Genomic DNA, 26,587 nt, shown 5'->3' with positions numbered 1-26,587 from the left:
TGTTTCGATTGATGAAACGAGAGGACAACATCTAGTGCGTTACGCCTACGCCATTACCAGTGCTCTTCTCCTCGGCGGTGCGACCGCGACGCTCGCGCTCCAACCGAGCGGTGCGCAGGTCGCGCAGAACGAACCCGGTGCGATCCAGGCCGTCTCGCCGAAGCCCGGTGCGCCGATGAGCTTCGCCGACATGGTCGCCCGGCTCCAGCCTGCGGTCGTCAACATCTCGACCAAGCAGACGATCGTCCAGAAGCAACAGGCCAATCCGTTCGCGGGCACGCCGTTCGGCGACCTGTTCGGCGGCATGGGCGGCGGCGGCCAGGGCGGCGCGCCGGTGAAGCGTGAAGGCGCCTCGCTCGGTTCGGGCTTCCTGATCTCGCCGGACGGCTATGTCGTCACGAATAACCACGTGATCTCGCCGGGCGCGCAGGGCGCGACGGTCGATTCGATCACCGTCACGCTGAGCGACAAGAAGGAATATGTCGCCAAGGTCATCGGCAAGGATCAGGAATCGGATCTCGCGCTGCTCAAGATCGACGCGGCCAACCTGCCGTTCGTGAAGTTCGGCGATTCGAACGGCGCGCGCGTCGGCGACTGGGTCGTGGCGATCGGCGAGCCGTTCGGCCTCGGCGGCACCGTGACCGCGGGTATCGTCTCGGCGATCAACCGCGTCACCGGCCAGGGCGGCGCGTATGATCGCTTCATCCAGACCGATGCCTCGATCAACCAGGGCAACTCGGGCGGCCCGATGTTCGACCTCAACGGCAACGTGATCGGCGTGAACTCGCAGATCTTCAGCCAGTCGGGCGGCAATATTGGTATCGGCTTCGCGATTCCCGCGGCCGTTGCCAAGCCGATCATCGCCACCTTCATGAAGGGCGGCACGATCGAGCGCGGCTATATCGGCGTGCAGCTGCAGCCGGGTGGCACGATCAACGAGGATACCGCCGCGGCACTCGGCATCGCCAAGAACCAGGGCGAGTTGATCAACGACGTCACCGCGGGCGGCCCGGCGGCAAAGGCCGGCGTGCGTGCGGGCGACGTGGTGACGAAGGTCAACGGTCAGGCCGTGACGGTCGACCAGTCGTTGTCCTACCTCGTCTCGAACGTGAAGCCGGGAGCGACCGCACGTCTCGACATCCTGCGCAACGGCAAGCCGGTGGTCTCCAATGTGGTCGTCGTGCCACGCCCGACCGCGGACAAGCTGGCGGCGGTGGTCGGCGGTGATGCCCAGGGCTTCGGCAGCGACGACGGCGATGACGGCGATGACTCGGCTACCCCCGCCGCACCCACGGCGGGCGCGGCGCTCGGCATCGGCGTACAGCCGCTGACCCCGGCGATCGCGCAGGCGGTCGGCGTCGAAGCCAGCACGCAGGGCGTCGTGATCGCGGTGGTTGCGCAGACCAGCGATGCGTTCGGCAAGCTCAAGCGCGGCGACGTCATCATCTCGGTCAACGGCACGCCCGTCCGCACCGCGGTCGACGTCCAGAACGCGGTCAACACGGCCAAGGCGGCAGGCCGCCCCCAGGTGTTGTTGCAGGTGAAGCGCGGCCGTAGCCCCGCAACGTTCCTGCCGGTCAAGATCAAGTAATCTACGACCGACACGACTGATTCAAAAGGACCGTCGCTCGCCTGAGCGGCGGTCCTTTTTCTTTGCGACGCGCGGGGTTAGGGTCGCCGTCGGACACAGAGGACGAGACCCATGACCGACGGCATCTTCATCGGCGCGAGCGTGGACGGCAAGCCGCAGACGCTCGAATTGAAGCGCGCTAACCGCCACGGCCTGATCGCGGGCGCGACCGGGACCGGCAAGACGGTGACGTTGCAAGGGATCATCGAGGGCTTCTCCGCGAATGGCGTGCCTTGCTTCGTCGCCGACGTGAAGGGCGACCTGTCGGGCCTCGCGATGGCGGGCTCGCCAACTGCGAAGACGCACGCGAGCTTTGCCGAGCGGGCGAAGGCAATCGACGACGATGGCTGGGCCTATGCCGACAACCCGGTACAGTTCTGGGACCTGTTCGGCGAGCAGGGCCATCCGATCCGCACCACGATCAGCGAGATGGGGCCGCTGCTGCTGTCGCGGCTAATGGACCTCAACGAGGTGCAGGAGGGCGTGCTGACGATCGCGTTCCACGTCGCCGACAAGGAGGGGCTGCTGCTGATCGACCTCGACGATCTTCAGGCGATGCTGACCGAATGCACGGGGCGGGCGGACGAGTTGACGGTGACGTACGGCAACGTCTCAAAGCAGTCGATCGGCGCGATCCAGCGCTCGCTGCTCCAGTTGCGCACGCAAGGCGCGGAGAATTTCTTCGGCGAGCCGGCGCTCGAAATGAGCGACTTCATCGGCGTCGACGACCGGGGCAGGGGGATCGTCAACATCCTCGCCGCCGACAAGCTGATGGCCTCGCCGAAGCTGTATGCGACGTTCCTGCTGTGGCTGATGAGCGAGCTGTTCGAGCATCTTCCCGAGGTCGGCGATCCCGACAAGCCGGTGCTGTGCTTCTTCTTCGACGAGGCGCATCTGCTGTTCGACGAGGCGCCGAAGGCCCTGCTCGAGAAGATCGAACAGGTCGTCCGTCTGATCCGCTCGAAGGGGGTGGGCGTCTATTTCATCACGCAGAACCCGATCGACGTTCCCGACACGGTCGCGGGCCAGCTCGGCAACCGCGTGCAGCATGCGTTGCGCGCGTTCACGCCGCGCGATCAGGCTGCGGTGCGGTCGGCGGCTGAGACGTTCCGGGCGAACCCCGGCGTCGATGTTGCGACGATCATCACCGAGCTGAAGGTCGGCGAGGCGCTGGTGTCGCTGCTTCAGGCGGACGGCGCGCCGACCCCGGTCGAGCGGACGCTGATCAAGCCGCCCGCCTCGCGCGTTGGGCCGATCACGCCTGCCGAGCGGAAGGTGATGATCGAGACCGATGCGGTCGGCGCGAAGTACGACACGCTGGTCGATCGGGAGTCGGCGGAGGAATTGCTCGCGGCGAAGACGCAGGAGGCGAGCGCTGCGGCGGCTGAGGAGAAGGCGACGACCGAGGCGGATAAGGCCGCTGCGGCGCAGGCGAAGGTCGATGCCAAGGCGGCGAAAGAGGCGGAGCGGGCTCGCATTGCTGACCAACGCGAGGCGGACCGCCAGCAGCGCGAGGCTGACCGCGAGGCGGCAAATTCGCCCTGGACCAAGATGGCATCGTCGGCGACACGCGCAGCAAGTTCGTCGATCGGGCGGCAGGTGGCGAATGAGATCGGCAAGCAGGTCTTCGGGACGAAGTCGCGCCGGTCGTCGAGTGGCGGCTTGGTCGGCACGGTGCTGCGCGGGGTTTTAGGCGGGCTGTTCCGGGGGTAGACTGCCTTCATGATCAGGGGCCGAGCCGCCCCCCAAACAAACACACCACCCCGGCGGAGGCCGGGGCCCAATTGGGGAACGGAGGTAACGTCGGACGGCGCTTCGTTACATCGACCTTTCCAATTGGGCTCCGGCCTTCGCCGGGGTGGAAGCCAGTTTTCACGGAGTCAGATATGTCCCTCGATTTCGAATCCACTACCGACTGGACGCCGACCGACTGGACCGTCATCGGCGAGGACAGCCTAGACGATGCGATCACCCTCCGCCGCGCGATCCACGCCGATCCCGAAGTCGGCCTCCACTGCCCCCGCACCTCGGACAAGGTGAAGGCGGCGCTCGCTGGCCTCCCGCTCGAAATCCGCGAAGGCACTTCGACCACCGGCTTCGTCGCGATCCTGCGTGGCGGGCGCGGCGGCAATGCCGGCGGCAACGGGCGGACGGTACTGCTCCGCGGCGACATGGACGCGTTGCCGATGCAGGAGGAAACCAGCCTGCCGTTCGCGTCGAAGATCGACGGCGCGATGCACGCCTGCGGCCACGATTCGCATACCGCGATGCTCGTCGGCGCGGCCAAGGCGCTCTGCGCACGGCGTGACGAACTTCCCGGCACGGTCGTGTTCATGTTCCAGCCGGGCGAGGAGGGTCATCACGGCGCCCGGCACATGATCGCCGACGGTCTGCTCGACTCGCCGCTGCCCGAAGCCGGCTTCGCGCTGCACATCTCGCCGAACATGCCGATGGGGCATGTCGTCAGCCGCGCGGGCACGCTGATGGCGTCGACCGATACGCTGCGTGCGACGATCACCGGCCGTGGGGGACATGCGGCGATGCCGCACGACTGCCTCGATCCGCTGCCGATCGCCTGCGAGATCGTTACCGCTTTGCAAACCTATGTCGCACGGCAGGTGGCGGTCACCGATCCCGCGGTGCTGTCGATCACCAAGCTTAACGCCGGCAGTGCGCACAACGTCATCCCGTCGACCGTCGAGATGCTCGGCACGATGCGCACGCTCTCGGAGCGCACGCGCGAGCAGGTCCGCGCGGCGTTCATCCGCATGGTCGAGGGCATCGCCGCGGCGCATGGCGCGGTGGGGGCGCCGACGATCGAGGAGGGCTATCCGGTCACAGTCAACGACGAGCGCGCCACCGATTTGATGAAGGCGTGCGCGACCGCGATCGGCGGCGAGGGCGCGTATCAGGTGATGCCGCCGATGATGGGCGCAGAGGACTTCTCGTACGTGCTTCAGAAGCTGCCCGGAGCCATGGCGTTCATCGGCGCCGCGCCCGAGGGTAGCGATCCACGTACCAACCCGCCGCTGCACAATACCAAGATGACGATCGACGAGCGCGTGATGGCGCACGGAATCGCGATGCACTGTGCGGTCGCCGAGCGGTTTCTAGCGAACGGGTTCGATTGACCGGCGTGGTCGGCCTCGGCCTTCGTTGGAAGGCTGGGCGCCGACTCGGCACCGCGCGCGATCCCAAAGGTTACGATAAAGTCACACCAAGACGGCGGCTGAGTCTGCGGCGTGGCGGCGCGGCGTGATCATGCCTCTGCCACCTTACGCTGCACTGCAGCACGACGACTTCAGCCAATCGATCGGGTGTTGCCCGCGTAGTTGGCGACCGCCGCCGCTGCCGCCTGGATCAACCGCTGGCGCTCGGGCATCGGCCGGATCGTATCCCCGATCATCACCGCGATCGCGTAGCGACGCCCGTCCGGGGCGGTGAGCAATCCAACATCGTTGAAGCCAGCGTTGCGGCGGCCGAGGTCCTGACCGGTGCCGGTCTTGTGCGCGATCTCCCAGCCGCTGGGGAGCGCGGCGCGCAGGCGGGCGCGGCCGGTGACCGAACGGCCCATCGTATCGAGGAGAATCTTCGTCGAAGTTTCGGACAAGATATCGCCCTTAGCCAGCCGCGCGATAGCATCGGCGATCGCGAGCGGCGCGGCACCGTCGGGCGGATTGCGGACGTACGCATTCAGCGCAGCCTCCCGCACCGCAGGCGACAACCGGTTGCGCGCCGTCATGAAGCCGCCATTGACCGCGTAGGATGGCTGCCAGGTCAGCCCCGCCGTACCGCTTTGCAGCATCCGCTCGCCCGGCCCGAACCGGATCGCGCCAAGCCGTTTCCGCTCGATCATCGAACGTACCGCGGAAGGGCCGCCGACGCGCGTAAGCAGCCGGTCGTTCGCGGTGTTATCGCTATGCGTGAGCGCGCGTGTGAGCAACTCGCCGACCGTCGTCCGATAGCCGTCGCCCTTGACCAGCATGGCGATCGGCTGGTGGAACAGCGTGAGGTCTTGCGGCCGAACGACGATCGGCTCGTCGAGGCGGATCTTGCCTTGATCACGCAGGTCCATCACGGTCATCGCGACCCATAGCTTGCTGACCGACTGCTGCGGCAGCAACTGCCGGCCGCCTGCCTCAACCGTCCAGCCATCGTCGACCGCGCGCACCGCGATGCCCGCCTTGCCCTGGAACCCGCTTTGCAGTTCGGAGATCGCGTTGACGAGGCTGGTAGGCGCGGGTCGCGGCGTACGCGGCAGGGGCAGCGGCACCGGGATCGAGACGAACCCCTCGGACTGATGTACCGGGGAGACGGCGGGCGGGGTCGGTCGCGATGCCGATCCGCATCCGGCGAGCGCCGTGCCGAACAGGGCGGTTGCCAGAAAACGCTTGAACGCACTCGCCGATGTCATGATGGATTGAACGCCCTGCACTGAAGCATCGATCCTTATCCGTTGATCGGCCACGGGAAACCGCGGCAGCACGTCGCTGCGACGAAGCGCGCCGACGATGCGCCGAGCCGCCGTCATTCTATGGAACGAGAACCGTATCGATCGCTTCCGGCAGCGTCTCGGGGTAGTCGAGCGTGAAATGCAGCCCGCGGCTCTCATGCCGATGCAGCGCGGATCGCACGATCAGTTCGGCGGTCTGGAGCAGGTTGCGCAGCTCGATCAGGTCGGGCGTGACGCGGAAATGCTGGTAATATTCGGCGACCTCGTCGTTGAGCAGTTCGATGCGGTGCTTGGCGCGTTCGAGCCGCTTGGTGGTGCGGACGATGCCGACATAATTCCACATGAAGCGGCGTATTTCGGTCCAGGTCTGCTTGATCACGACCTCTTCGTCGGAGTCTGTGACGCGGCTTTCGTCCCACGGGCGGATCGGCGGGGGCGGGGGCAGCGAGTCCCACGCAGCTGCGATGTTGTCCGCCGCCGCCTCGCCGAACACGAAGCATTCGAGCAGCGAATTGGATGCGAGCCGGTTGGCGCCGTGCAGGCCGGACTCGGTGCACTCGCCTGCCGCATACAGGCCGGGAAGGTCGGTCTTGCCGTGTTCGTCGATGACGATGCCGCCGCACGTATAATGCTGCGCGGGGACGACCGGGATCGGCTGCGTCGTCATGTCGATACCGAGACCGAGCAGCTTCTCGTGGATGTTCGGGAAGTGATGCCGGATGAACTCGGGCGGCATGTGGCTGATGTCGAGATGGACGTAGTCGAGCCCGTAGCGCTTGATCTCGGCGTCGATCGCGCGTGCGACGATATCGCGGGGGGCGAGCTCCATCCGCGCGGGGTCGTAATAGGTCATGAAACGCTTGCCGGTCGACGGGTTGATCAACTGCCCGCCTTCGCCGCGGACCGCCTCGGTGATCAGAAAATTCTTGACCTCCAGATTGTAGAGGCAGGTCGGGTGGAACTGCATCATCTCCATGTTGGAGACGCGGGCGCCCGCGCGCCATGCCATCGCGATGCCGTCGCCAGTCGCGCCGCGGGGGGCGGTCGAGAACAAATAGGTGCGGCCCGCGCCGCCGGTCGCGAGAATCGTCGCGCGCGCGGTGTAGAGGGCGACGCGCTCGGTCTTGCGGTCGACCGCGTAGACGCCCCAGACGTTGCCCGAGCCCGAATAGCGTTCCTCGTGACGGCCGGTGGCGAGGTCGATCGCGATCTGGTCGGGCACTAGCGTGATGTTCGGGTGTGCCTCCGCGGCCTTCTGGAGCGCTTCCTGCACGGCCCAGCCGGTCGCGTCGGCGACGTGGACGATGCGGCGGTGCGAGTGGCCGCCTTCGCGAGTCAAATGCAGCGCGTTGCCTTCGGTCTCGAACGGGACGCCGAGATGCGTGAGACGTTCGATCGCGGCGGGGGCGCCTTCGACGACCATCTCGACGATCGCGCGGTCGTTGAGCCCGGCGCCGGCGACCATCGTATCCTCGACATGGTTCTCGAACGTGTCGCCGGGTTCGAGCACCGCGGCGATCCCACCCTGCGCCCAGGCAGTCGAGCCTTCGTTGAGCGCGCCCTTGGCTAACACCGTGACCTTGAAGCGGTCGGCGAGGTTGAGTGCCGCGGTTAGACCTGCGGCGCCCGAGCCGACGATCAGGATGTCGCTCGTCATGCGTTGGCGGCGCGGGTCAGGCTGAGGAAGACGTCCTCGAGATCGGGTTCCTTGGTCGAGACGTCGACGATGCCGAAGCCGCTGCCTTGGATCGCGGCGAGGACTTCGCCGGCGTTCACGCGGTCCTTCTTGTAGGTGATTTCGAGGGTGCGCGTGCCTTTGAGCGTGATCTTCTGGAAGCAGGCGTTGGCGGGGATGTCGGTCACGTCGCGATCGACGGTGACGGCGACGATCTTCTCCTGCGCCTTGCCGACCAGTTCGCGCGTCGGTTCGTTCGCGATCAGGCGGCCGTTGTTGATGATCGCGATCCGGTCGCAGAGTTCCTCGGCTTCCTCGAGGTAATGGGTGGTGAGGACGACCGTCACGCCGGCCTGGTTGAGGCTGCGGACATAGGTCCAGAGCTGTTGGCGGAGCTCGATGTCGACGCCAGCGGTCGGTTCGTCGAGGACGAGGACGGGGGGCGAGTGGACCATCGCTTTCGCCACCATCAGGCGACGCTTCATGCCGCCCGACAACGTGCGGGCATAGGCGTGCGCCTTGTCTTCGAGATGGACCGCGCGGAGCAGTTCCATCGTGCGGCGCTTCGCCTTGGGGACGCCGTAGAGGCCGGCCTGGATTTCGAGCGTTTCGAAGGGCGAGAAGAACGGGTCGAACAGGATCTCCTGGTTGACGATGCCGATCGACGCCTTGGCGTTGCGCGGGTGCTCGTCGATGTCGAACCCCCAGATCGCTGCGCTGCCGTCGGTCTTGTTGACGAGGCCGGCGAGGATGTTGATCAGCGTGGACTTGCCCGCACCGTTGGGGCCGAGCAGGCCGAAGATCTGGCCGCGGGGGACGTCGAACGTCACCCCGTCCAAGGCACGCTTGCCACCAGCGTAGGTTTTGCAAAGGTTCGAGATTGCGATCGCAGCTTCGGTCATGGCTGCGGCATAGCGGGGCGGGCGGGGCTGGTCATCCCCTCGGGCGTTGCAAAGAAGATTTGTTCACGCGGAGGCGCGGAGACGCGGAGGTGTTGCGCTTGTCGCGTAGCGACCGCTCGATCACCTACCCGCGGAACAGATCATGATGTCTCCCGACCGATGGGCTGGATGCAACGCCTCCGCGTCTTCGCGCCTCCGCGTGAACCCATTCTTCCTTCTTGCCCACGCCGAAGAACCAATTGCCCGGCCCGCGCGCGCTTGCTATCGCGCCCTCATGCATCCGCCGCTTGAAACCGCCCGTGTCACCCACAACCGCGTCGCATGCGACGGTGCCACCGACATTCCCGGCGGTGCGGCGCTCGGCCACCCGCGCGTGTGGTTGCAGATCGACGAGACCGGCTATGTCGATTGCGGCTATTGCGACCGCCGCTTCATCCTGGTCGGCGGCGCTGCCGATGGCGCGGACCAGTCGACATTGCGCGATCACGGGGATGGCGCAGGGCGCTAAGCCGCTTATATCTATCGGATGACGATAGCAGCAGACCCCCGTTCGTTCCTCTACCGCGACACGCTCGACCCCGAACAGGCGCAGGCGCTGACCGCCAAGGCGCTCGGCAAGGCCGATGACGGCGAGCTGTATCTCCAGTATCGCAAGGCCGAGGCGTTCGGGTTCGACGACGGCCGGCTGAAGACCGCTTCCTACGACACCAGCTCGGGCTTCGGACTGCGCGCCGTCTCGGGCGAGATGACCGCGTTCGCGCATTCGAACGAGATGACCCCCGCCGCGATCCGTCGCGCCGCCGAGACGATGGCGCTGATCGAGCCCGGCGTGGCTGCCAAGGCCGGCCCGCCGCAAGGCACCAACCAGCGCCGCTACACCGCTGCCGATCCGCTTGATCTCGTCCCCTTCGCCGACAAGGTGAATTTGTGCCAGACGATCGACGCCGCCGCGCGCGCGCGCGATCCTCGCGTTGCGCAGGTCTCGGTCAGCCTGTCGGGGACATGGTCGGTGGTCGAGATCGTCCGCGCGGATGGCTTCGTCGCGACCGATGTGCGGCCGTTGGTCCGCCTCAACGTCTCGATCGTCGCCGAGCAGAACGGGCGTCGCGAGACGGGGAGCTACGGGATCGGCGGCCGCTATCTCTACAACGACCTGTTCGACCCGGCGACGTATAACCGCGCGATCGACGAGGCACTGTCGCAGGCGCTGGTGAACCTCGACTCGATTGCGGCACCGGCGGGCGAGATGACCGTGTTGCTCGGCAATGGCTGGCCCGGCATCCTGCTGCACGAGGCGATCGGTCACGGGCTCGAGGGCGATTTCAACCGTAAGGGCACGTCGGCGTTCTCGGGACGGATAGGCGAGCGCGTTGCGGCCGAGGGCGTGACGGTGGTCGATGACGGTTCGCTTCAGGATCGCCGCGGGTCGCTGACGATCGACGACGAGGGCACGCCGACGCGCGAGACCGTGCTGATCGAGGACGGCATCCTCAAGGGCTATATGCAGGACCGCCTCAACGCGCGGCTGATGGGCGTCGAGGCGACCGGCAACGGCCGGCGCGAAAGCTATGCGCACGCACCGATGCCGCGGATGACCAACACCTTCATGAAGGCGGGCAACGACGATCCGGCCGAGCTTCTGAGCCGGGTGAAGAAGGGCATCTTCGCCAAGGCGTTCGGCGGTGGGCAGGTCGACATCGTGTCGGGCAAGTTCGTGTTCAGCTGCACCGAGGCGTATCTGATCGAAGACGGCAAGCTCGGTGCGCCGATCAAGGGCGCGACGCTGATCGGCGATGGCCCGAGTTCGCTGACCAAGGTGCGTGGGATTGGCAACGACTTTGCGCTCGACGAGGGCATCGGGATTTGCGGCAAGGGCGGGCAGTCGGTGCCGGCTGGCGTCGGGCAGCCGACGTTGCTGGTCGATGGGCTTACGGTCGGAGGGACGGCGGCTTAAAGTCCGCCGACGACCATGTCGATTGCGGCCTTCAGATCATATTCGTAGTCGAGAAGCGAACCGATCTTTTCACCAAGTTGTCGGCTATCGACGGCGCGTAGAAATTGGACGGCGACCCGATATTCCGTCTGATGCACTGTCACGAGTGGATTGAGCCTCGACTGCGAAACCGACGGTTCGTCAGGCTGGCGTAATGGGGCAACGACCCGCGAGCGTAAGTCGCTCAAAAGATCGCTCTGGCAGTTCACGACGAGGCCATGACCGTCGATGGAATGGACGTCGAATTGCGCCATTCAGAGCGGCTTGAGACCAGAAAGCGGAATTCCGTTCTCGTCGATCCATCTATTCTGCGCTTCGATCCACTGTCGATGCTCCTCCTTCCACCGCCGTTCACGCTCGGTCTTGATCGCGACGCGCAGCGCCGCTTCCGTAACGCGTGACAGGTTGACGCCCACGTCTTTCGCCGCGGTGACGATGCCGGTATCAATCGACATGTTGACCGGTTTGCGCTTGCCGGTGGCAATTGGATCATGTTTCATGCGCACAGAGTATGCGCGTCCATGGAGCGCGTCAATTCGGAGCCTACCGATGGACTTCTTTCCTGCATTGACCGACGATCATCGCGCGTTCGTGATGCGACAACCGGTATTCTTCGTTGCGACAGCCGCGGAAGGCGCGCGGATCAATCTCAGTCCGAAGGGCATGGACAGTTTTCGCGTGCTCGATCCGAAGACGGTCGCGTATCTCGACGTCGGCGGTTCCGGGAATGAGACGAACGCGCATCTGGGCGCCGATGGTCGCATCACGATCATGTTCTGCGCGTTCGACCAGCCCGCGCTGATCTTCCGCATCTATGGCAAGGGCCGTGCGGTGTTGCCGCAGGATGATGGCTGGGCCGACCTCTACGCGCGGTTCACGCCGTTGCCTGGCACGCGGCAGATTTTCGTCATTGCGGTCGACGAGGTGCAGACGAGTTGCGGGTGGGGCGTGCCGTTCATGACGCTGGACCGCGAACGGCAGACGCTATCGAAGTATCACGCGAAGCAGACCGATGCCGAGCGGATCGAGGAACTGGCGGGGCCGACCGAGAGCATCGACGGGTTGCCTGTTCGGCTTGGCACCGTCCTGCCGGACCGCGTTGGCGCATGAGCCTGGTCGAACTCGGGCGGTATGGTCGCAACGAGGCGCATATCATCGTCGGGCGGCTGGAGAGCGAGGGTATCCCGGCGATCGCGTTCGATGGCGGGATGTCGATTATGGAGGGGAGCTGTTTGTTGATCCCGGTTCGCGTGATGATCGACGAGGATGACCTGGACGAGGCTAGGGGGATTTTGGCGGGGTGAGCGGGTACGTTAGGCGCTGATAGAAAGCCGCCGACCTAACCCCCGGATCGTCATTCCCGCGTAGGCGAAACCCATACGGCAATGCTCGAGAGTCGATCGATAGCCCTTGAGCATATGGGTCCCCGCCTCCGCGGGGATGACACAAGTTGGAATCGTACGCGCCAATTACCAGCGTGTCGGAGAGCGGAGTCTCGGCCGCCCTCCGCCAAGATCAGCCCCCCGCGCTGACGCGCCAGATCGCGTTGCCGACGTCGTCCGCGACCAGCACGCCACCGGTCTTGTCGGTGATGACGCCGACCGGGCGACCCTGCGCGTCGCCGTCCTTGTTCAGGAAACCGCCAAGCACGTCGACGGGCTTCGCGTTCGCCGCGGGGAAGCCGGTATCGCCGAACGGAATGTAGACGACCTTGTAGCCCGACACCGGCTTGCGGTTCCACGAGCCGTGCTCGCCCACGAATACCCCGTTGGCGAATTTCGCACCGAGCTTCGCGTCTGCGGAGAAGGTCAGGCCGAGTGCCGCGACGTGTGGTCCGAGCGCATAGTCCGGACGCTTCGAATATTGCTGGAGTTGCGGGTTCTTCGGCTCGACGCGGCTGTCGGGATAGCCACCCCAATAATACCAGGGCCAGCCGAAATTATCGCCGAACTCGACCTGCGTCAGGTAGTCGGGTGCAAGGTCCGAACCGAGCATGTCGCGCTCGTTGACGACGGTCCACAGCCCGCCCGACTTGGGGTTGATCGCCATGCCGTTCGGGTTGCGCAGGCCGGCGGCGTAGATCCGCCAGTTCTTGTCCTTCGGCCAGACCTGCAGGATGTTGGCGCGGTATTTCTCGGCGTCCATGCCGTTCTCGGCGATATTGGTCGAGGAGCCGACGCCGACATAGAGCGTCTTGCCGTCGGCCGCAGTGATGACGTTGCGCGCCCAGTGATTGCCGCCGGGGTTGAGCTTGATAACGAGCTCGGGCTTGGCGGTGATCTTGGTCGCGCCGTCGACATAGGGGACGCGGACGAGCGCGTCAGTGTTGCCGATGTACAGCTGGCCGTCGAGCAATGTCATGCCGAACGGCGAGTTGAGCCCGGTCATGAACACCGACTTGGTTTCCGCTACGCCATCACCATTCGCGTCACGGAGCAGCGTGATGCGGTTCGCCGAGGGGACGCCCGCACCGGCGCGGCCCATCAGCACCTTCATCACCCAGCCGGTGATCCCGCCGCCTTCGCGCGGGGGCGAGTTGGTTTCGGCGACCAGCACATCGCCGTTCGGCAGGCGGTACATCCAGCGGGGATGGTCGAGCCCGGTCGCGAACGGCTGTATCTTCAGCCCTGCGGCGGGCGTCGGCATCGTGCCGTTCTGCCAGCCGACGACCTTGGCGACCTTCACGGTCGGGATCGTCTGGATCCGCGGATCGCTGATCTTGGGCAGCTTGCCGGTGACCTGATCGACCGACAGTTCGGCAGTGTCTGGCCAGGCGAGATAGGTAACGCCCGCGGCGATCACGAGCAGGATCAGGCCAAGGACGATGAGGATGTGTTTGCGCATTCAACCAGGATAGTCGCACGTCCGGTAAGGCGAAAGATGCAAAAGGCGTTCGTAGCTCGATGCGTTTCAGCGCTCGTCAACATCTTGCCGGTAAGCCTCGATCATGAGCTTTCTGTCGCCATCGATCGATCTGCGGATGTCGCGCCTCGCGGTCGTCGTGCCACTGCTGGTGTTTGCCGGGTATGGCCTGTTCTCTTTCCCGGGCCTTTGGGAAAATTGGCATGTGCCGAGACTCGCCTTCGTGATGGGGGTGGTCTGGATCGCAGCGGCGATCGTGCCGCTGATGCTGCTCCGCTACGCGCCGTCGACCATTACGTTCGCGACCATGGCGGCCTTGATGATTGCGCTGCGGATTGCCGTGATGGTCGTCGCAGATGGCAGGATCCCGCTGGGGGATGCGCGCAACTACGTGGTGCTCGCGCAGCACCTGCTCGAGGGCCGGGGCTTGGTCATTACCGACTCCTATATGGGCGTCGAAACTCGCGCTCTCTATCCGCCCATCTATCCGATCCTGCTGGCGGGAAGCGGCGCGGTTCTCGGGTTTTCTACCACTGCGCTGACGTTTTTCGCGACCATCCTCGACCTGGCAACGGCCGGTGCGATGATCGTTTTGGCGAGCATGCTGGGCCGTCGGTCTTCGGGGATCGCCGCAGCATGGCTGTACCTGATCTGGCCCTCGGTCCTGTTGTCGGCACCCCTCGCGCAGAAGGAGGGTGTATGCGCCCTGCTTGCGGTTCTGCTCGCGATCCAGTGGATCACGCTCGCCCGCGAGGCGGAGAACGATGTGCCGCAGTCCGGGGCGAGGCGTTGGCGGGGAGCGCTCGGCCTTGGCGTAACGGCCGGATTGCTCGCGCTGACGCAACCGGGGGAGGCACCGCTCGTCCTGCTGTTCGGACTGGTAGCGGCAACGGTCTGCGGCTGGTGGCCCGCGATGACCGCAGGGTTGCGGGCGGTCCCCTTCGCCGTCGTCGCGATCCTGCTCCCGTGGTGGATCCGCAACGCGCTGTTGTTCGGCGCTTTCGTGCCGCTGACGAGTGCGGGCGGCTATGGTTTGTGGATCGGCAACAATCCCGACGCGACCGGCCACTGGATGCCGCCGCCGTCGCAATTATATGGCATGCCCGAGATCGCGTTCGGCAAAGCGGCCGCGGCGATCGCTATCGACTGGATCGTCCATCATCCGGCAGGTTTCGTACGGATCACCTTGGCGAAGGCGGTGAGGGGCTGGGGTGTCGCTGAAAGCGGTGCGTCACGGCTCGCCGGCTTGCGACCTGCCATCATGCTGGCGATCGCGCCAAGCGCGTTCGCGGTATCCCAGGTCGCGCATCTGGGGCTGCTGTTCGGCGCAGCGCGTGCGGCATGGCGACGTCAGACGCCTGGCACGACAATATTGCTGCTGCTCGTGCTCGCCTGTGTCGTGCAGACGCTGGTGTTCGGGGTGTGGTTCGAATTCGGTGAGCGCCACCGCGACTTTGCGACGCCGTTCCTGCTGGTGTTCGGGATGGTCGGGCTCGCAAAAAAGCCTGCGCCGTCCAAGGGCGACGTCGTACCGGTCGAGTCGTTCGCTTAGCAAAGAGACATCGGCCTTGCTGTCGATGTCTCCTTTTGTGCGCGCGGAGATTGCTGACGAGATCGCGATGTCGTGTTCAGTGGGTAAGCGCCGTATGACCGGACCAGTGATAGCCGGCACGCACCGTACCACGAATGCCAAACCGGGGCCGCTGCTCGAACACCAGGATGTCGACCGTTGCTGCAGCGTTTCGGTCGCCGGCAGTCCCGCAAACCTCTAGGCCTATCCGCCAATTGGTTGACGTGGCGATATCGTATGCGCCGAACGCGCCACCACCAGAGCCAGCAACTTGGTAGTAGCGGCTGGATATCGCCCGATCACGTACCGCATCGCCCACTCTTCTTATGAGAGGACGATCATTGCCATGCCGAAATGACCTGTAGTTTGCGGTCGAAGGAGATTGATCAGTCTTCGATCAGTTCGGGCTTTGGCGGATGCAGGCGTAGCCGATTGATGCGGCGTTCGTCCGCGTCGGTGATCTCCAGCTTCCAACCGCTCGGATGATCGACGCACTCGCCGATCTGGGGGACATGACCGGCCAACAAAGCCGCTAAGCCGCCCAGCGTGTCGATATCGCCATCTACCTCGGCAAGTCGCGGATCGATCAGTTCGGCCGCGTCCTCCAGTTCGGCGCGCGCGTCGGCGTCCCAGGCCCCCCCTTCGATCGGCGTCATGAGCACCTGCGGCGCTTCGTCATGCTCGTCCTCGACCTCACCGACGATCTCCTCGATCAGGTCCTCGAACGTCACCAGACCCTCGGTGCCCGAATATTCGTCGAGCACGATCGTCAGATGGACGTGCTTCTGCCGCATGTCGGCGAGGAGATCGAGCGCGCCGCGCGACATCGGCGCGTAGAGCGGCTCGCGGATCAGCCCGGCGATCGACGTCGGATGCTCGGCGCCGGTCGCGAGGATGTTGAAGACGTCCTTGATGTGGACCATGCCGATGATCGTATCGAGGTTGTCGCGGTAGACCGGCAGGCGGCTATGGCCGGCTTCGGCGAACAGCTTGACGAGATCGGCGAACGGCGTGTCCTCCTCGACCGCGATGATGTCCGCGCGCGGCACGCCGACATCGCCCGCGTCGCGTTCGCTGAAGTGGAGCAGGTTGCGGACCATCTGGCGCTCGAGCGGGGTGAGATCACCCTTCGCATCGGGGGCGGGATCGCCCTCGTGCCGGTCGATCGCGTCCTCGAGCTGGTCGCGAAGGGATTCGTCTTGAGCACCGAAGATCAGGCCCTTGAGCCCGCGCCAGATACTGTCGCTACTATCGCCGTTACCGGCATTGGGGCCATCGGCCATCGTGGTCGTCAGTCCTCTGTTATCAAATAGGGGTCGTGGAGTCCGAGCGCGGCGAGCGCATCACGCTCGATCTGCTCCATGCCCTCGGCCTCGTCGCCGTCGATATGGTCATAGCCTAGCAGATGCAGCGTGCCGTGCACCATGAGATGCATCGCATGATCCTCGACCGAAATGCCGCGCTCCGCCGCTTCCGCGACGCAGACGCCGTGCGCGAGGATGATGTCGCCTAGCAACACCTCGCCATCGTCGGAGTTCTGGGTGACCGTGTCGAGCAGGTCGGGCTGGACCATCGGGAAGGACAGGACGTTGGTCGGCTTGTCCTTCTGGCGGTACTGCTTGTTGAGGGTGTGGACCTCGTCGTCCGACGCAAGCCGGATCGAGATCTCGACCGTTGCCGCGCTGGTCAGCAGTTCTCCGTGCGGGGTCCGCTCGATCGCTGCCGTTGCTGCGCGCAGGGCAAGCGCGTCCCAATCCTGCTGAGGCCAGGGGGCGTCGGAGGAAAGCGCGATTTCGAGCATGCAGGTCCTTCAGGCGAGATCGGTCAGGGCGAAATCATTACCCTTATAGAGAAGTTCCGCGCCATGAGTTTTCGCGCAGGCGTAGGCGAAACAATCGCCCATGTTGAGCTTGGCGGGATGATGGCCCTTGCCGTAGCGTGCTGCGGCGACAACCGCCTGCTGGCCTTCGCTTTCGCCGATCGGCACGAGACGAAGTCCGGCTTCATACGCAAAGCTCGAAATGAGGTCGGCCGCCTGCTGGAGGCTGACGGTTTTCAACCTTGCGATCGCCTGCGCCGCTTCCCACGCGCCGACCGCGCAATAATAGCGGTCGACATGCGCCTCGATCACATCGGCGAAGTCGTCCGCTTCCGGCTCGCCGTGAACGATTGCGACGATAGCGGATGCATCGACTAGAATGGTCAATCATCGTCCTCATCGTTCAACGAATCGTAGAAGGCCTTGTTGGCCTCAAGCCCTGTCGACTCGCCTAATGGATGCGCCTCGCGCCATGCGCGCAATCGTTCTCGCATGCTCAGCGGAGGAGCTTCCGGTGCCAGTTCCGCTTTGCGCTTACGCAGTAGATCACGAACGACCTCGGTCTTTGTCACACCGAGACGCGCCGCAAGCTCGGTCGCGAGTTCGGCTGTTTCGTTGTCCTTGATGTAGAGAGACGCCATCGTCATGCTCCTGGGATATCCCGGATATGCTCCGGGATATCCCAAACATCAACCATCGGTTCCTTCATAGGCTTCGACGACGCGGCCAACGATCGGGTGGCGGACGACGTCGCCGACGGTGAAGCGGCACATCGAGATGCTCTCGATGCCTTCGAGCCGCCGGACTGCATCTGCCAAGCCGGACGCCGCCACGCCGCCGGGGATGTCGACCTGCTTGGGATCGCCGCAGATCACCATGCGGCTGTTCTGGCCGAAGCGCGTGAGGAACATCTTCATCTGCGCAGGCGTGGTGTTCTGCGCCTCGTCGAGGATGACGAACGCGTCGGCCAGCGTGCGGCCGCGCATGAAGGCGATCGGGGCGACCTCGATCTCGCCCGATGCGATGCGGCGTTCGACCTGCTCGGCGGGGAGGCAGTCGTAGAGCGCGTCGTAGAGCGGGCGAAGGTACGGATCGACCTTCTCCTTCATGTCGCCGGGGAGGAAGCCGAGGCGTTCGCCGGCTTCGACCGCGGGGCGCGAGAGGATCAGGCGCTGGACGCTGCCAGTGATGAGCTGCTGCACCGCCTGTGCGACCGCGACGTAGGTCTTGCCCGTACCTGCCGGCCCGAGCGCGAAGATCATGTCGTTGTTGGCGAGCTCGCGCATGTAGTGCGCCTGCGCCGGCGTACGCGGGACGATCGTCTTTTTCCGCGTGCGGATCATGATCGGCGGGGCACCGCCGCCACCGGCATCGGCGCGGATGATGCCTTCGAGAACGGGTTCGTCGGCCATTGCGATTGAGGCGTCGACGAGGCCGGTGTCGACGTCTTCGCCGCGCTGGATTCGGGCGTAGAGGTCGTGGAGAACGTCACGCGCGATCGCGACCTGTTCGGCGGTGCCCTCCAGGCCGATCTTGTTCCCTCGCGCGGTGATGTAGACGCCGAGGCGATTCTCGAGCGCTACCAGATTCTGGTCGTACTGGCCGAACAGCCGGACGAGCAATTGGGGCTTGTCGAACAGCAGCTCGACCCGGGCGCGGTCACCGGATTGGGCGGGAACGGGTTTACGGCTCATACGGTCCTTTCAGAGTGTCAAAGGTTACGCCTGGAAGCGTCGAACCGTAACCTTTGAAACGAAGATGAGCATCGCGGGCGACGCGTTCAAGCCGCGTCGGAGCACTGGCGGAGAGATGATTCGAGTCGCGTGGGCGAAGCTGCATCGTGTGCGAGTGTGACAGGCGATCGGGGTGTAGGACAGCGAAATCGCGGGGGTTCGAGCGGAGGGGCGTTGGTGTTGCGCTGACGCATCAGGGCCGCCGTTACGATCCTCCCCCGCAAGGGGGGGGTGTCGCCGCAGGTGACGGAGGGGGAGGACACGGATCCATGCGTTGGCGCTCGCCTCCCCCTCCGTCAGGCAAGTGCCTGCCACCTCCCCCTGGCGGGGGAGGATCGGATCGGGGCTCAGGCGGCTTCTGCGATCCGTTCGATCCCGGTGAGGGAGTTCGGGCCCGCAGTCGCCAGCGTGACTTCGACGAGATCGCCGATCGCGTGGTTGCCGATCAGGTGGACCGATTGCAGCCAGGGTGACTTGCCGATCAGCTGGCCGGGGAGTTTGCCGGCGCGTTCGAGCAGGACGGTGCAGGTGCGGCCGACGGTGGCGGCATTGAAAGCGTGCTGGTCGCGGTTGAGCGCGGCCTGGAGGCGTTGGAGGCGTTCGTCCATCACCGATTCCGGCACCTGTTCGACGATCGAGGCCGCGGGGGTACCGGGGCGGGGGCTGTATTTGAAGCTGTATGCCTGCGCATAGCCGACCGCGTCGACGAGGCTGAGCGTGTCCTCGAACTCGGCGTCGGTTTCGCCGGGGAAGCCGACGATGAAGTCGCCCGAGAGTGCTATGTCGGGTCGCACCGCGCGAACGCGGTCGAGAAGGCGGAGATAGGAGTCGCGGGTGTGGCTGCGGTTCATCGCCTTGAGGACGCGGTCGCTGCCGGCCTGCACGGGCAAATGGAGGAACGGCATCAGGCTCTCGATGTCGCGGTGCGCGTCGATGAGGCCTTGGGTCATGTCGTTGGGGTGGCTGGTGGTGTAGCGGATGCGCGCGAGGCCGGGGATGCGGTCGAGGTCGCGGATCAGGTCGTGGAGACCTCGCCCTTCTGAAGTATTGGCGTTCTCCGACCACGCGTTGACGTTCTGGCCTAGCAGCGTGATCTCGCGTGCGCCGGCATCGACCAGCGCTTTCGCCTCGTCGACGATCGCGGCGATCGGGCGGCTGATTTCTGCGCCCCGCGTGTAGGGGACGACGCAGTAGGTGCAGAACTTGTCGCACCCTTCCTGCACGGTGAGGAACGCCGAGGGGGCGACTTTCCGCCGGGCGGGGAGCGCGCCGAATTTCGACAGCAGCGGCATGTCGGTGTCGAGCGAGGGCGTGCCGGCGGCGGCCTTCGCGACGAGGTCGGGGAGGTTGTGATAGGCTTGCGGGCCGACGACGATGTCGACCTTGGCGCGAGTGAAGATTTCCTCGCCCTCGGCCTGCGCGACGCAGCCGGCGACCGCGATCATCGGGGTCTTGCCGGACTTGCGGCGCTGGTCCTTCCGCAGGCGACCGATGTCCGAATAGACTTTTTCGGTGGCGCGTTCGCGGATGTGGCAGGTGTTGAGGACGACGACGTCGGCGTCGACCGCGTCGGCTTGCGTAAGGCCCTGGGCGGCCATCAGTTCGGCCATGCGCTCGCCGTCGTAGACGTTCATCTGGCAGCCGAAGGATTTTACGTGGAAGGTTTTGGGGGGAGACATGCGGAGGCCGTACCAAATTTGTGCGGTTTGGGGGAGGGGGCGTTGTTGCTCAGTCGAGAGTGGCAAGGGCGCTTGGCGATTTGCACCACCCCGGCGGAGGCCGGGGCCCAGTTGGGGGACCTCGCTAACTGAAGTTGGCGCTCCGTTACAGCAACCTTTCCAACTGGGCCCCGGCCTTCGCCGGGGTGGTGTTTCAGCTCGGGGATAGGGCGGGGCTTCACTACTTTGTTCTCCCGCGAAGGCGGGAGCCCAGACTGGGTGCCCGCCTTCGCGGGGAAACAAGCTATGCTAGCGTTTCCATGCGGCGTCTTGCTTCGGCAGCTATGGCCTTTCGGTCGCCGTATTCCGCGGGATCGAACGGGTCTGCGAAGTGCAGCGTCGCGACGAAGGTGCCCCGGCGCTTCAAAATGCGCGCGGCGTGGTGTTGGCCAAGTTCTTCGCCGACCCAGGCGAGTTCGCTGGTAGCCGCGCCGTAGTCGATTCTGACCGGCTGGACTCGGACGCCGGGTGGCGGCGGATCGAGCGCGGCCAGCAGCGCGGCTTTGAAAGGGAGAAGGGTGGTGCCATCTCCGGTCGTGCCTTCGGGGAAGAGGGTTACGGGCCAGTCCTGCGCGAGCGTACCGCGGATCTGGGCAATCTGGGCGGTCACTGCCATGCGGTCGGCGCGGCTCACGAAGATCGTGTGGTTCAGCGTGCAGAGCCAGCCGACCAGCGGGGCGCTCCTGAGTTCCGATTTGGCGACGAACGCGCTGCCGGTCGCGCCGGACAGGAGCAGGATGTCGATCCAGCTGAGATGGTTCGAGACGAAGACGACGTCGTGGCGAAGCGGGGTGCCGGCCACGCGCGCGCGGGCGCCGACGATCCTAGCGACCAGCCCCAGGAACCGCGGCGGCCAAGGCGACTTCTGCCCGAACAGCCGCCACGCGCCATGCAACGGCAGCGCCAGGACCAGCGCGACCAGCAACGCTGCCAACCGCACGCCAAAGCGGACGCGGTCGATCGGTTCAGTCCTTGCGGGCGAGCGATACGCCGTAGAGTTCCATGCGGTGGTCGACGAGCCGGAAGCCGAGCTTTTCTGCGATCGCCTTCTGCAAATGCTCGAGCTCGGGATCGACGAACTCGATGACCTTGCCGCTCTCGACGTCGATCAGGTGATCGTGATGGGCCTCGGGTGCAGGCTCGTAGCGGGCACGGCCGTCGCCGAAATCATGACGGTCGAGGATCCCTGCTTCCTCGAACAGCCGGACGGTGCGGTACACCGTCGCAATCGAGATGCCCGGATCGATCGCCGATGAGCGCTCATACACCTTCTCGACGTCGGGATGATCGTCGGCTTCGGACAGCACGCGTGCGATGACACGGCGCTGCTCGGTGATGCGCAGCCCCTTCTCTTGGCAGAGTGCTTCCAGATCGATCTTGCGCGGCATAGTTCATTCCCTCGTTGGGCCCCATGTAGGGCGTTCGCGCTGTTGCGAAAAGGGATACCGACTCGCAATAAGCCTTAGCTGTTGATATCTTTCGAATATGTATGTGCGTCATACGCGACGCCGGTCTTGCCGCGATAATAGGCGCGGCGTTCGCCGACCTTGGTGAAGCCGTGCGTGGCGTACATCTTGACCGCGTCGTTGCCGGCGCGGACTTCGAGATGGAGTTTCGTGATTTTACCGTCGGAGCAGTCGGCGATAGCGGCACGGATCAGCGCGGTGCCGACGCCGCGACGGCGATAGTCCGGGGCGACCGCGATCAGGAGCAACTCGGCTTCGTCGGCGACCGACCGGGTCATCGTGAAGCCGGCGGGGAAGTCGTCGACGAACGCGATCGTGAGGTGGACGCCGGTCAGTGCGAGCACGCCGAGGCACTGGCTGCGCGTCCAGGCCTCGCCGTAACGTGGGTCGAATGCCTCGGTCATCAACGCATCGACGATCGCGAGATCGCGCGCGTCGCCTGTGCGGAGCGTGACGGTGCGGGTCGTGGCTTGCCGCGTTGCCATTATCTCGGGACCGCCGGCTTGGCGTCGGGCGCGCGGCCGTAGATCGGGCTTGGCGCTAGCGCGGTCAGCGAGGCGGGGAGCAGGATCGCGGAGGCCGCGTCGGGGAGTGCTTCGGTAAGATCGAGGCTGTCGTCCAGCGCGGCCAACCAGCGGACGCCGTTGCCGACCGCGCGCTGTCCCGCCAGCGCGGCGAGCGCGGCGTCCGGCTTCAGCGATACCATGTCGGATCGCGGCGACAGATCGGCGGAGAAGGCCTGCATGAAGACCTCGCCATGCCCGCCTTCCATGACCACCGCAATATCGTGGGTTGGTCGCTCGGCGAAACCGGCGGCGGCGATGAGCGGAAGCGAGGAAAAACCGGCAATTTCCGCGCCCCAGCCGAGCGCGAGGCCACGGGCTGCGGCGATCCCGACGCGGACGCCGGTGAAACTGCCGGGGCCGCAATCGACTATGATGCGGTCGGCGCGGCCGCCTTCCGGGAGCTCCGCGATCATCGGGATCAGGCGCTCGGCGTGGCCGCGGCCGACGACTTCGTGCGCGCGGGCGATGACGGCACCGTGTTCGAGGAGGGCGACCGAGCAGGCGGTGGTGGATGTTTCGATGACTAAAGTGCGCACGTCTTATTCCCTCTCCCCCTCGGGGAGAGGGCTAGGGTGAGGGGCAGCCAAGCAGTGCGTCGCCTGGAACAGCCCCTCACCCAACCCTCTCCCCGAGGGGGAGAGGGCTATTTATCAAGCGATGCTGTTGAACTTCGCGAAGTCGGGGCGGGGCGAGCGGGCGTAGATCGTCGCGGGATCGCCGTGGCCGAGCGTCGAGATGAAGTTCGTCCGCACCGCGGGCGTGTCGTGGAAGAACGCTGCGTCGACCTTGCCCGCGTCGAAGCCCGACATCGGCCCGGTATCGAGCCCGAGCATCCGCGCAGCGATGATGAAATAGGCGCCCTGCAACGTCGAGTTGCGGAACGCGGAGGCCTCGCGCAGTTCGGCGTTGCCGTCGAACCACGACTTCGCATCGGCGTGCGGGAACAGCTCGGGAAGATGCTCGTGGAAATTGGTGTCCATGCCGATGATGACCGACACGGGGGCGTTCAGTATCTTCGGCTGGTTCTGCGCGCTGCACGCGTCGGCGAGCTTCTGCTTGGCCTCGTCGCTGACCACCCAGATCAGACGTGCGGGGAGCTGGTTGGCGGAGGTCGGCCCCCACTTCATCAGGTCCCAGATCGCGTGCAGTTCCGATTCGGCTACGGCTTCGTCGGTATAGCCATTGTAGCTTCGGGCATCGCGGAAGACGGCGTCGAGCACAGTATCGTCAAGTCGCATCAGACGGCTCTCACTTCGGTGACTTCGGGGACGTAGTATTTCAGCAGCTGCTCGATGCCGTTCTTGAGAGTGGCGCTCGACGACGGGCAGCCGGCGCAGGCGCCCTGGAGCTGGAGGAAGACCTTGCCCTTGTCGAAGCCACGATAGACGATGTCGCCGCCGTCGTTCGCCACTGCGGGACGAACGCGCGTGTCGATCAACTCGCGGATCTGCGCGACGATGTCGGCGTCAGCGGGATCATCGGACAACGCCGGCTCGTCCGACGGCACCGAGAAGCCGGCGCGCGCAGGCTTGAACAGCGGCATTGCGGCGGAGAAGTGATCGAGCAGGATCGCAAGCACGTCGGGCTTGAGGTCCGACCAGGCGACGCCCGGCCCCGCGGTCACCGAGACGAAATCGCGGCCGAAGAACACGCCGGTGACGTCGCCAAGATTGAAGATCGCCTCTGCCAGCGGACTGGTCTCCGCTTCCTCGGGGGTGGCAAAGTCGCGTGTGCCGGCATCCATGACGGTGCGTCCCGGCAGGAACTTCAACGTCGAGGGGTTCGGGGTGGATTCCGTTTCGATCAGCATGGATGGCATGTGGCCCGACGGGGGCGGCGGATCAAGCGCGGAACGGGAAACCGTTTCTTTCCGGCGCCGAGCCCGCGCTGCCGCTGCTGCAAGCGACCGCCCGCTCCGGCGACACCGCTCCGGCGACAAGCGTATCGCGCCAGCTGCCGGGCAAACCCCTCACGCCCCAAACCCCTCTTGCCCCGAATCCTTCAAACCCCGGACCGCGACGGCTTCAGGCTGCGAGCTGGAGCGGCGGATACTAGCGTTTCGCGCTGAGTTTGGCGGCCCAGCGGTCGAGCACTTCCGGGTGGCCGACGATCCAGTCGTCCGCCAGCGTGGTCAGTTCGGCGAGATGCTCCGGGCCGGCATCGTCGAGCCCGCCGCCATTGGGCGACAGCGTGATGTCGGCGCGATCATAGTGTGCCGCACCGACCAGCCGCTCGGCCTGATACGAGATCGTGCTCGAGCCGGCCTGCATCAGGATGGAGACGATCGGCACGCGGCGGAACGGATTGACCCAGCCAAAGATCGACCAGTGGCCCGCAGATTTGAACGGACGGTTGGAACTGCCCGTGCTCAGCGACAGGATTTCAAGATCGCCGATGTTCCAGCCGAGCTTGGGCGCCTCGGTGATCGCCGCGATCGTCGGGTCGTTCGCGAAGACGCCGCCGTCGACGAGGAGAAGCGCGGGCTGGGCCTTGGTCGCACCGACCGCCGCGGTCGCGGCGATCGCGGCAGGGGGAAAGAAGGTCGGTGCCGCCGAGGTCGCCCGCGCGGCAATATACAAGGGGAAATCGCGCTGCGGGTCCCCGATCGCGGCATTATATGCGGGGCCACCGGCCATAAAGACCGCCTCGCGCCCGAGCAGATCATACGCCGGGATGACGATGTTGGTCAGCGCGTCGCGCGTGGTCGCGGTCGTACCGATCCGCTTTGCGAGAATTTCTTCGAGGGGGCGGGCGCTGTACGGGAATCCCGGCAGGCGCTGCGACAGCCCGAGCACGTGCGGAAATATCCGCTTGCCGTCGTTGCGATACATATCGGCCAGATCGCGCGCGGTACACGCTGCCGTCTTCGGATCGCGTTGGCTCGGCGCGGTGAGCCCGGCGGCAATGATCCCGCCGGTCGACGTGCCGGCGATCAGGTCAAAACAGCGGTGGAGCGGTCGTCCGACGCGTTCTTCCAGATTGGCGAGGATCAGTGCGGGGATGAGTCCCCGGATCCCGCCACCGTCGATGGTCAGGATGTACCTCGGTGTCGCACGATCGTTGCCCACGATGTCCACTCCCTCTGTCGAGGCGAGCGTAGCAGCGAACTGCACGGCATCGTGCAAAGACCGCTCCGGTTTGGTGCGATCCCGGAACAATCGGGGTTGCCCCGAATGCACAGGCCCGAACCGCGAAGGCCCGTACCGCGTCAGACGTCGAGCTGTTTGACCGCGGCGTTCCAGCTGCCGATGTTGCGGACCGCGTCCTGGACGAAGGCGGAGCGGCGAACGACGCTCAGGAACAGGTCGGCGATCCACTTGCCGGGGTTGCGCAAGGGACGTTCGAACTGGATTAGCAACACAACACGGGTGCCTTTGGTGTCGTTCCACACCTCGTGCTGGTAGGTGTCGTCGAATACGAGCGTCTCGCCTTCGGCCCAGCGGACGGTGCGGTCGTGGACGCGCATGCGGACGTCGCCGTCGCGGGGCACGATCAGGCCGAGGTGGCAGGTGATGAGGCCCTTGGTCACGCCGCGGTGCTCGGGAATGTGCGTGCCGGGCGCGAGGATCGAGAAGAACGCGCTGTTGAGGCCGGGGATGCGCGCGACCGCCGCCGCCGTGTGCGGGCAGCGTGCTAGGCTCTCCTCGATCGGATAGCCGTAGCCGTAGAGGAAGAACGAGCGCCATTTGTCGACCTCGGCGATCGAGCGGTGATCGGGCGAGATCGTCGCGAGGCTGGGCGACGCCTCGCCTTGCAGGGCGACGCGGACGGCCTCGTCGCGGATCGCGGCCCAGTTCTCGCGCAGGCCTGCGGTCCAGGCGAAGTCGCGGACGTCGAGCACCGGATCGTTGGCGACCAGCGAGGACGACGCGATCATGCGGTCGAACACGCCACGCAAGTGCTTGCCGACGCGGATGATCAATGGGCGGTTGGCGTCGGCGACCATCGGTGCGCCGGGTTTGGGCGCACCGGAGATCACGTTCAGATCAGGCATGCGGGCGCCGCGGCGTGCTGCCGGTTCGCCTGAATCCCGCCACAATGAAGACTGCCCCAGTTCGGCTCCGACCGTCATCTCTATCCTGCATCCAGGCGCGCGATGGCGCCGATCCCTTTGTTTGAGCACGATATACCGGCAGTGTTGGACGAAATGATGGCACCGCGGGTTCCGCGCCGAGGCACGGCACTGGCGAGCGACGCCCG

General features: G+C 65.5%; 28 protein-coding genes. 8 read left to right on the top strand and 20 right to left on the bottom strand.

Translation table 11 applies throughout. The annotated features are described in order from the left end of the window. Positions 1-34: 34 nt before the first annotated feature. The 3 genes from O6W96_RS07870 (at position 35) to O6W96_RS07860 (ending at position 4,761) form a co-directional block, all read left to right on the top strand. Positions 35-1,591 carry a Do family serine endopeptidase gene (locus O6W96_RS07870; RefSeq protein WP_353469027.1) on the top strand — a complete coding sequence of 519 codons (1,557 nt, stop codon included), beginning with the start codon at positions 35-37 and terminating at the stop codon, positions 1,589-1,591. A 111-nt stretch (positions 1,592-1,702) separates the two neighbouring features. Beyond that, positions 1,703-3,343, top strand: coding sequence for a helicase HerA-like domain-containing protein (locus tag O6W96_RS07865; protein ID WP_353469026.1), 1,641 nt, complete (start codon positions 1,703-1,705; stop codon positions 3,341-3,343). A 173-nt stretch (positions 3,344-3,516) separates the two neighbouring features. Next, complete coding sequence (locus tag O6W96_RS07860) at positions 3,517-4,761, top strand: M20 metallopeptidase family protein (RefSeq protein ID WP_353469025.1); 1,245 nt, start codon at positions 3,517-3,519, stop codon at positions 4,759-4,761. Between the two features lie 170 nt (positions 4,762-4,931). Here O6W96_RS07860 and O6W96_RS07855 read toward each other — a convergent pair whose 3' ends face one another. The 3 genes from O6W96_RS07855 to O6W96_RS07845 all read right to left on the bottom strand — a co-directional run bounded on the left by O6W96_RS07855 (position 4,932) and on the right by O6W96_RS07845 (position 8,660). After that, complete coding sequence (locus O6W96_RS07855; protein WP_353469024.1) at positions 4,932-6,044, bottom strand: serine hydrolase; 1,113 nt, start codon at positions 6,042-6,044, stop codon at positions 4,932-4,934. Positions 6,045-6,162: 118 nt separating this feature from the next. Then, positions 6,163-7,740: an L-aspartate oxidase gene (nadB, locus tag O6W96_RS07850; protein ID WP_353469023.1), complete on the bottom strand. Its 1,578-nt coding sequence runs from the start codon at positions 7,738-7,740 to the stop codon at positions 6,163-6,165. After that, positions 7,737-8,660, bottom strand: coding sequence for an ABC transporter ATP-binding protein (locus O6W96_RS07845; protein WP_132896132.1), 924 nt, complete (start codon positions 8,658-8,660; stop codon positions 7,737-7,739). The genes nadB and O6W96_RS07845 overlap by 4 nt, the downstream gene beginning before the upstream one ends. A 274-nt stretch (positions 8,661-8,934) precedes the next feature. Between O6W96_RS07845 and O6W96_RS07840 the strand changes: the two genes are divergently transcribed. Then, the gene (locus O6W96_RS07840; protein WP_353469022.1) at positions 8,935-9,168 is read left to right on the top strand and encodes a zinc-finger domain-containing protein; all 234 of its coding nucleotides are present in this window, start codon (positions 8,935-8,937) and stop codon (positions 9,166-9,168) included. Positions 9,169-9,186: 18 nt separating this feature from the next. Continuing rightward, positions 9,187-10,614 (top strand): metalloprotease TldD, encoded by a 1,428-nt coding sequence (tldD, locus tag O6W96_RS07835; RefSeq protein WP_353469021.1) that lies wholly within the window; start codon positions 9,187-9,189, stop codon positions 10,612-10,614. On the opposite strand, the gene O6W96_RS07830 is transcribed toward tldD, so the two are convergent. After that, complete coding sequence (locus tag O6W96_RS07830) at positions 10,611-10,907, bottom strand: CcdB family protein (RefSeq protein WP_133019331.1); 297 nt, start codon at positions 10,905-10,907, stop codon at positions 10,611-10,613. The genes tldD and O6W96_RS07830 overlap by 4 nt on opposite strands. After that, positions 10,908-11,153 (bottom strand): type II toxin-antitoxin system CcdA family antitoxin, encoded by a 246-nt coding sequence (locus tag O6W96_RS07825; protein ID WP_093398828.1) that lies wholly within the window; start codon positions 11,151-11,153, stop codon positions 10,908-10,910. A gap of 49 nt (positions 11,154-11,202) precedes the next feature. Here O6W96_RS07825 and O6W96_RS07820 point away from each other — a divergent pair, with 49 nt between their 5' ends. Further along, entirely contained in the window at positions 11,203-11,763 is a 561-nt protein-coding gene (locus O6W96_RS07820) for a pyridoxamine 5'-phosphate oxidase family protein (protein WP_353469020.1), read from the top strand. Next, a complete protein-coding gene (locus tag O6W96_RS07815) occupies positions 11,760-11,957 on the top strand; it encodes a DUF2007 domain-containing protein (RefSeq protein ID WP_353469019.1) in 198 nt (65 codons plus the stop codon). Before O6W96_RS07820 ends, O6W96_RS07815 begins: the two co-directional genes overlap by 4 nt. 211 nt (positions 11,958-12,168) lie before the next feature. Here the strand turns inward: O6W96_RS07815 and O6W96_RS07810 are convergent, their stop codons facing one another. Then, entirely contained in the window at positions 12,169-13,497 is a 1,329-nt protein-coding gene (locus tag O6W96_RS07810; protein WP_353469018.1) for a PQQ-dependent sugar dehydrogenase, read from the bottom strand. 103 nt (positions 13,498-13,600) lie between these two features. Here O6W96_RS07810 and O6W96_RS07805 point away from each other — a divergent pair, with 103 nt between their 5' ends. Beyond that, positions 13,601-15,067 carry a glycosyltransferase gene (locus O6W96_RS07805; RefSeq protein ID WP_353469017.1) on the top strand — a complete coding sequence of 489 codons (1,467 nt, stop codon included), beginning with the start codon at positions 13,601-13,603 and terminating at the stop codon, positions 15,065-15,067. A gap of 404 nt (positions 15,068-15,471) precedes the next feature. Here the strand turns inward: O6W96_RS07805 and O6W96_RS07800 are convergent, their stop codons facing one another. The 14 genes from O6W96_RS07800 to O6W96_RS07735 all read right to left on the bottom strand — a co-directional run bounded on the left by O6W96_RS07800 (position 15,472) and on the right by O6W96_RS07735 (position 26,381). Continuing rightward, positions 15,472-16,368 (bottom strand): hemolysin family protein, encoded by an 897-nt coding sequence (locus O6W96_RS07800; RefSeq protein ID WP_353469016.1) that lies wholly within the window; start codon positions 16,366-16,368, stop codon positions 15,472-15,474. A gap of 8 nt (positions 16,369-16,376) precedes the next feature. Continuing rightward, on the bottom strand, positions 16,377-16,886 hold the full coding sequence (gene ybeY / locus O6W96_RS07795; RefSeq protein ID WP_353469015.1) for an rRNA maturation RNase YbeY: 510 nt from the start codon (positions 16,884-16,886) through the stop codon (positions 16,377-16,379). Between the two features lie 9 nt (positions 16,887-16,895). Next, a complete protein-coding gene (locus tag O6W96_RS07790; protein WP_353469014.1) occupies positions 16,896-17,291 on the bottom strand; it encodes a type II toxin-antitoxin system VapC family toxin in 396 nt (131 codons plus the stop codon). After that, the gene (locus O6W96_RS07785; RefSeq protein WP_353469013.1) at positions 17,288-17,545 is read right to left on the bottom strand and encodes a type II toxin-antitoxin system VapB family antitoxin; all 258 of its coding nucleotides are present in this window, start codon (positions 17,543-17,545) and stop codon (positions 17,288-17,290) included. The genes O6W96_RS07790 and O6W96_RS07785 overlap by 4 nt, the downstream gene beginning before the upstream one ends. Positions 17,546-17,593: 48 nt before the next feature. Beyond that, entirely contained in the window at positions 17,594-18,598 is a 1,005-nt protein-coding gene (locus O6W96_RS07780; protein ID WP_353469012.1) for a PhoH family protein, read from the bottom strand. A 386-nt stretch (positions 18,599-18,984) separates the two neighbouring features. Further along, on the bottom strand, positions 18,985-20,316 hold the full coding sequence (gene miaB / locus O6W96_RS07775) for a tRNA (N6-isopentenyl adenosine(37)-C2)-methylthiotransferase MiaB (RefSeq protein WP_353469011.1): 1,332 nt from the start codon (positions 20,314-20,316) through the stop codon (positions 18,985-18,987). Between the two features lie 283 nt (positions 20,317-20,599). Further along, a complete protein-coding gene (locus O6W96_RS07770; RefSeq protein WP_353469010.1) occupies positions 20,600-21,295 on the bottom strand; it encodes a lysophospholipid acyltransferase family protein in 696 nt (231 codons plus the stop codon). Positions 21,296-21,320: 25 nt separating this feature from the next. Continuing rightward, positions 21,321-21,743, bottom strand: coding sequence for a Fur family transcriptional regulator (locus O6W96_RS07765; protein ID WP_353469009.1), 423 nt, complete (start codon positions 21,741-21,743; stop codon positions 21,321-21,323). A 74-nt stretch (positions 21,744-21,817) separates the two neighbouring features. Then, positions 21,818-22,306 carry a GNAT family N-acetyltransferase gene (locus tag O6W96_RS07760; RefSeq protein WP_353469008.1) on the bottom strand — a complete coding sequence of 163 codons (489 nt, stop codon included), beginning with the start codon at positions 22,304-22,306 and terminating at the stop codon, positions 21,818-21,820. Continuing rightward, the gene (gene tsaB / locus O6W96_RS07755) at positions 22,306-22,923 is read right to left on the bottom strand and encodes a tRNA (adenosine(37)-N6)-threonylcarbamoyltransferase complex dimerization subunit type 1 TsaB (protein ID WP_353469007.1); all 618 of its coding nucleotides are present in this window, start codon (positions 22,921-22,923) and stop codon (positions 22,306-22,308) included. The genes O6W96_RS07760 and tsaB overlap by 1 nt, the downstream gene beginning before the upstream one ends. Positions 22,924-23,037: 114 nt before the next feature. After that, on the bottom strand, positions 23,038-23,625 hold the full coding sequence (locus tag O6W96_RS07750; protein WP_353469006.1) for a malonic semialdehyde reductase: 588 nt from the start codon (positions 23,623-23,625) through the stop codon (positions 23,038-23,040). Beyond that, positions 23,625-24,197 carry a NifU family protein gene (locus O6W96_RS07745; RefSeq protein WP_056050182.1) on the bottom strand — a complete coding sequence of 191 codons (573 nt, stop codon included), beginning with the start codon at positions 24,195-24,197 and terminating at the stop codon, positions 23,625-23,627. The genes O6W96_RS07750 and O6W96_RS07745 overlap by 1 nt, the downstream gene beginning before the upstream one ends. Before the next feature lie 241 nt (positions 24,198-24,438). Further along, positions 24,439-25,455, bottom strand: a complete 1,017-nt coding sequence (locus O6W96_RS07740) for a patatin-like phospholipase family protein (protein ID WP_353469005.1) — start codon at positions 25,453-25,455, stop codon at positions 24,439-24,441. 140 nt (positions 25,456-25,595) lie between these two features. After that, on the bottom strand, positions 25,596-26,381 hold the full coding sequence (locus O6W96_RS07735) for an aspartyl/asparaginyl beta-hydroxylase domain-containing protein (protein ID WP_353469004.1): 786 nt from the start codon (positions 26,379-26,381) through the stop codon (positions 25,596-25,598). Positions 26,382-26,587 lie beyond the last annotated feature (206 nt).

This window comes from Sphingomonas faeni, assembly GCF_040407495.1.
GTDB classification, from domain to species: Bacteria; Pseudomonadota; Alphaproteobacteria; order Sphingomonadales; family Sphingomonadaceae; genus Sphingomonas; species Sphingomonas faeni_D.
This window is presented reverse-complemented; position numbering and strand designations above follow the sequence as displayed.

Coding starts and splice junctions, on each gene's coding strand:
- O6W96_RS07820 (WP_353469020.1), top strand. CDS start 11,203: ATGGACTTCTTTCCTGCATTGACCGACGATCATCGCGCGTTCGTGATG.
- nadB (WP_353469023.1), bottom strand. CDS start 7,740: ATGACGAGCGACATCCTGATCGTCGGCTCGGGCGCCGCAGGTCTAACC.
- O6W96_RS07780 (WP_353469012.1), bottom strand. CDS start 18,598: ATGAGCCGTAAACCCGTTCCCGCCCAATCCGGTGACCGCGCCCGGGTC.
- O6W96_RS07810 (WP_353469018.1), bottom strand. CDS start 13,497: ATGCGCAAACACATCCTCATCGTCCTTGGCCTGATCCTGCTCGTGATC.
- tldD (WP_353469021.1), top strand. CDS start 9,187: ATGACGATAGCAGCAGACCCCCGTTCGTTCCTCTACCGCGACACGCTC.
- O6W96_RS07735 (WP_353469004.1), bottom strand. CDS start 26,381: ATGCCTGATCTGAACGTGATCTCCGGTGCGCCCAAACCCGGCGCACCG.
- O6W96_RS07750 (WP_353469006.1), bottom strand. CDS start 23,625: ATGCGACTTGACGATACTGTGCTCGACGCCGTCTTCCGCGATGCCCGA.
- O6W96_RS07840 (WP_353469022.1), top strand. CDS start 8,935: ATGCATCCGCCGCTTGAAACCGCCCGTGTCACCCACAACCGCGTCGCA.
- O6W96_RS07855 (WP_353469024.1), bottom strand. CDS start 6,044: ATGACATCGGCGAGTGCGTTCAAGCGTTTTCTGGCAACCGCCCTGTTC.
- ybeY (WP_353469015.1), bottom strand. CDS start 16,886: ATGCTCGAAATCGCGCTTTCCTCCGACGCCCCCTGGCCTCAGCAGGAT.
- O6W96_RS07825 (WP_093398828.1), bottom strand. CDS start 11,153: ATGAAACATGATCCAATTGCCACCGGCAAGCGCAAACCGGTCAACATG.
- O6W96_RS07745 (WP_056050182.1), bottom strand. CDS start 24,197: ATGCTGATCGAAACGGAATCCACCCCGAACCCCTCGACGTTGAAGTTC.
- miaB (WP_353469011.1), bottom strand. CDS start 20,316: ATGTCTCCCCCCAAAACCTTCCACGTAAAATCCTTCGGCTGCCAGATG.
- O6W96_RS07805 (WP_353469017.1), top strand. CDS start 13,601: ATGAGCTTTCTGTCGCCATCGATCGATCTGCGGATGTCGCGCCTCGCG.
- O6W96_RS07800 (WP_353469016.1), bottom strand. CDS start 16,368: ATGGCCGATGGCCCCAATGCCGGTAACGGCGATAGTAGCGACAGTATC.
- O6W96_RS07845 (WP_132896132.1), bottom strand. CDS start 8,660: ATGACCGAAGCTGCGATCGCAATCTCGAACCTTTGCAAAACCTACGCT.
- O6W96_RS07785 (WP_353469013.1), bottom strand. CDS start 17,545: ATGGCGTCTCTCTACATCAAGGACAACGAAACAGCCGAACTCGCGACC.
- O6W96_RS07815 (WP_353469019.1), top strand. CDS start 11,760: ATGAGCCTGGTCGAACTCGGGCGGTATGGTCGCAACGAGGCGCATATC.
- O6W96_RS07830 (WP_133019331.1), bottom strand. CDS start 10,907: ATGGCGCAATTCGACGTCCATTCCATCGACGGTCATGGCCTCGTCGTG.
- O6W96_RS07865 (WP_353469026.1), top strand. CDS start 1,703: ATGACCGACGGCATCTTCATCGGCGCGAGCGTGGACGGCAAGCCGCAG.
- O6W96_RS07860 (WP_353469025.1), top strand. CDS start 3,517: ATGTCCCTCGATTTCGAATCCACTACCGACTGGACGCCGACCGACTGG.
- O6W96_RS07760 (WP_353469008.1), bottom strand. CDS start 22,306: ATGGCAACGCGGCAAGCCACGACCCGCACCGTCACGCTCCGCACAGGC.
- O6W96_RS07765 (WP_353469009.1), bottom strand. CDS start 21,743: ATGCCGCGCAAGATCGATCTGGAAGCACTCTGCCAAGAGAAGGGGCTG.